Source organism: Zhongshania sp. (genome assembly GCF_041584495.1).
In the GTDB taxonomy this organism is placed as follows: Bacteria; Pseudomonadota; Gammaproteobacteria; order Pseudomonadales; family Spongiibacteraceae; genus Spongiibacter.
In genome coordinates, this window is sequence record NZ_JBFHDY010000205.1 from 1 (window position 1) to 3,403 (window position 3,403).

General features: G+C 47.0%; 4 protein-coding genes. All 4 read right to left on the reverse strand.

Annotation, left to right across the window (positions count from 1 at the left end):
- On the reverse strand, window positions 1–723 hold a 723-nt coding region (locus ABYP33_RS18030; protein ID WP_373092630.1), incomplete at its 3' end, for an AraC family transcriptional regulator ligand-binding domain-containing protein.
- 286 nt (window positions 724–1,009) lie between these two features.
- Window positions 1,010–1,453, reverse strand: coding sequence for a hypothetical protein (locus ABYP33_RS18035; protein ID WP_373092631.1), 444 nt, complete (start codon window positions 1,451–1,453; stop codon window positions 1,010–1,012).
- 95 nt (window positions 1,454–1,548) lie between these two features.
- Window positions 1,549–2,739, reverse strand: coding sequence for an iron-containing alcohol dehydrogenase (locus ABYP33_RS18040; RefSeq protein WP_373092633.1), 1,191 nt, complete (start codon window positions 2,737–2,739; stop codon window positions 1,549–1,551).
- Window positions 2,740–2,790: 51 nt separating this feature from the next.
- Window positions 2,791–3,403: aldehyde dehydrogenase (locus tag ABYP33_RS18045; RefSeq protein WP_373092635.1), on the reverse strand; the 613-nt coding region annotated here is incomplete at its 5' end.

Consider the following 3,403-nt stretch of genomic DNA (forward strand, 5'->3'; position numbering starts at 1 on the left):
AGCTTGCTTACTAGTCGATAAATTAGGTTTACTTGTGGAATTGGAATTTATTTCTACCATTGAAAGGTAGCTAGATACTAAGCCGTGTAACTGAGGATTTTGGGAACTCAATTTTACATCTAAAAAATCGGTATCGAGTTCAATCAAATCATGATTTTGAGTAAACATCACTGGGCAGTTGAACGCACTTTGATAGTGCTTTTCGAGAGCAATATTTGAATGACGGAAATGAACGGCTCGCGCTTTAAATTTTCCTTCAGTAAGTAAATGAATAATATGCAGCGTGCAAGCCACAGTGTGCTCCATTGCTTGCCGGCTGTTATTGGCGTTGACGTTAATGAGATCTATACAGACATAGCTTGCCTGGTCTTTACGCTCTCTCAATGTGAGTGAAATGGCGGGGGTGAAATGGTATAAAAATTTGCCTACACTTATTAATGCCGTCCTGACATCGTGAGAAGATAGTGCTAGAAAAGCGACTGGCCCAAGAATGGAGTGATCCTGTCGCATAGCAAGTTGTAGGCCAATATTGGGTCGATTTAGGCTTGTGGCGCTTAGCTCAAGTAGATCGATAAAACTTTGATATGGGAAAAAATAATCTTCTTGATCTAGCTGATGGTAATTAATACCAGCTTTGAGGCATAAATCATCAGCATTACCTTGCAGCTCCTCGATCAAGGATACGAAATTATTTAGGCAGCTGGCTCGTACGCGTGCAGTCATTGGGTCTCACAGGTATACTAAGTATTGTTATCTTTTTGGCTACATCTTTAATTTGCTCGGAGCATAGCAAGAATTAACTGAATTGCCTACTCAGGGAATGAGTGGCACTCCGGTGTCGGCAGTGGGCTTTTCGTTGCTTGCGCAGTCGCTTCGGCGCAGTTGATTATATGCTTCTTCGGTGGGTGAACTTGATGTGAGATTAATTCTACTTGTGCTGGCCTAGGTTGGCTGTGATTTTGGTGTGGAAATACTCGCCCGCATTTAAGGGCGAGTTCCATGTGGTGTTTTACAGTTGTGAATCAATAAGCCCGTTGGCTAATGAAGGGGTGGGAAGGAGTTCTTTTAAATTATTCTGGTAAGTCGCGCGTATGGTGTCGCCACCCGGTAAGCCTGAGAGAAGACCTTTAATGATTAGATCCCCTTCTAGTAGGTCGTTGACAAGGATAGCTTCTTCAGGGCCCTGCAAAAGCAGGCCATAGGTGATAACGAGGGGGTTTCCTGGCAGTACATTAAATAATGGTGAGGAATTTAAACCGAGGGAAGCCGTGGTCGCTTGAAGCGGTTTAACTAGTCTTCCTGAAATTTCGCCACCGAGAGGATTTAAGGTGCCGCTAATCCCACTGATGATCCCCTGAAGAGCGCCAGCCCCTAGGGTCTGAGCGCACAACAGTGTTGGTGCAACGAATAGTATGGCGGTTAAAGCTGAGTACGAAAATAGCTTATGTGGCATTACTTTCTCCGGTATATGTAATGAAAGGAATATCAAAGCATCCATGCTATTTGAGTAAACTAATACAGATAAATTACGCTGTTTTATATCAACCCTCAGCACACGGCTTGAATTATTTTAGCCATCGCTGCTGGGGAAATACTGTAAAACATGGCTGCGGGGTCAGATGCAATGGCATGGTGAATAGCATCTTGCTTATCTTGGTTGACTTCCCAGCGCTTAAAGTTGGTTGTGCAACCTATGCGTTGTTGGAAGTCCTTTAAAAAGCTAATGCAGTTGCCCAATAGTTCTTGGTCACTACCATTTTGAGAAAGGTTAAGTGCTTTAGCGAGCCGCTGCCCTTTTCCGGCATAAAATTCAGAACATGCTTCCATTACTACCGGAAGAAGTGCGGCATTGGCGTCTCCGTGGGGGATGTGGAACATGCCGCCGAATGCGTGGGCGCAGTTGTGTATGGGGATTGCGTTAAGACTGCCGCAGAAGGCGTCGATGGCTAGGCTGCTCGCCTGCAGCATATTTGAGCGTGCAACAACGTCCTTGCCATTATCGATTACCTTGGGCAAATTTTCGACAATCATTTGTGCGGCATGAAATGCGTGTGCGTCGGTCATGGCATTCGCGGTTGGCGAAGCGACTGCTTCTATTGCATGTGTTAGAGCATCCATTCCCGTCGCTGCGGTGAGGAAGTCAGGGAGCCCTAAGCACAGATTTCCGTCTAGCACCGCCATGTCGGGCTCTAAAAAGGGAGCCACAAGGTTGGTTTTGATACCTAGGGCTTCATTGTAGAACACCGCTACCGGTGAAACCTCTGCTCCTGTGCCGGCAGTGGTAGGTACGCCGATGTGGGGGATGCCTGAGTGTTGACAGTTTGGCCAAGCATCAATTTTAATCCCGCTCTGAAGTAAGTCGGCGATATCTGTTGCCCCGTGTTGAAGGGAGTATTTGACGCCCTTTGAGGCATCTAGGACACTGCCGCCGCCGACTGCAAGAATGGCATCGGCTGCTACAGATCTGGCGTAAGCAGTCGCAGCGTTTACCGATTCGCAGGCTGCGTCTTGGCTAATTCCGGTGTAAACGCCGACAAGAACAGCTTTATTGCTAGAGCAGCTGGCGAACACGGCCTTTATTTGATCTACGATGCCGACCTGCTCGAGGCCAATATCGCTAAATAGTACTACTCTTTTGGCGCCCATGCCTTCAAATAGCGCGGGTAGACGAATAACGGAGCCTGCGGCGCAATGAATTGTGCTGCGCATATTGTACTGATAGTAGTGTGAGCTAGACATGCTGGTATCCTATTAATAATTAGCGTTCAATTAGCAGTTGGGTCACGGGCCTTAAAACGTATGGACCAAGTGGTAAGTTGATTTCTTGCTTGGGTCGCGTTCAAACGCTGTCGAAATCGATTTCAATTCGGTATACGAGTTGAGGCTGTTATGACTCATTTCCCGGCCATAGCCGCTTTGCTTCATTCCGCCAAAAGGTGCGTCGGTGCGCAACATATGCCAGTCATTTATCCAAACGGAGCCGGCCTCGAGTTGCCGAGCAACAGCTTGGGCGCCAACGATGTCCTCGGTCCAAATGCCGGCCGACAGTCCGTATATTGAATCATTTGCGATGTTTATCGCTTCGTCTAGCTCGGTGAATTTTATGATAGAAACAACGGGACCAAAGATTTCTTCACAAGCGTGTTTCATATCATTTTGGCAATTGCTGATAATGGTTGGTTCGAGGAAATAACCGTTTTCGAACCCGACAACAACTTTCCGTTTCCCCCCGGTGACGATGTGGGCGCCTTGTTCTTGAGCTGATTTAAGATAGGCCTCAATCCGATTAAACTGCTGCTCCGAAACAATAGGGCCCATGCCAGTTGCGGGGTCGAGTGGATTACCGACAACTATTTTCTCGGCTAAGGTCTTCATTTTGGCGATAAGTTCATCGTGAACATCG

Bases quoted from the DNA above. Each gene is read 5' to 3' on its own strand.
- ABYP33_RS18035 (WP_373092631.1), bottom strand. From the start codon at position 1,453: ATGCCACATAAGCTATTTTCGTACTCAGCTTTAACCGCCATACTATTC.
- ABYP33_RS18040 (WP_373092633.1), bottom strand. From the start codon at position 2,739: ATGTCTAGCTCACACTACTATCAGTACAATATGCGCAGCACAATTCAT.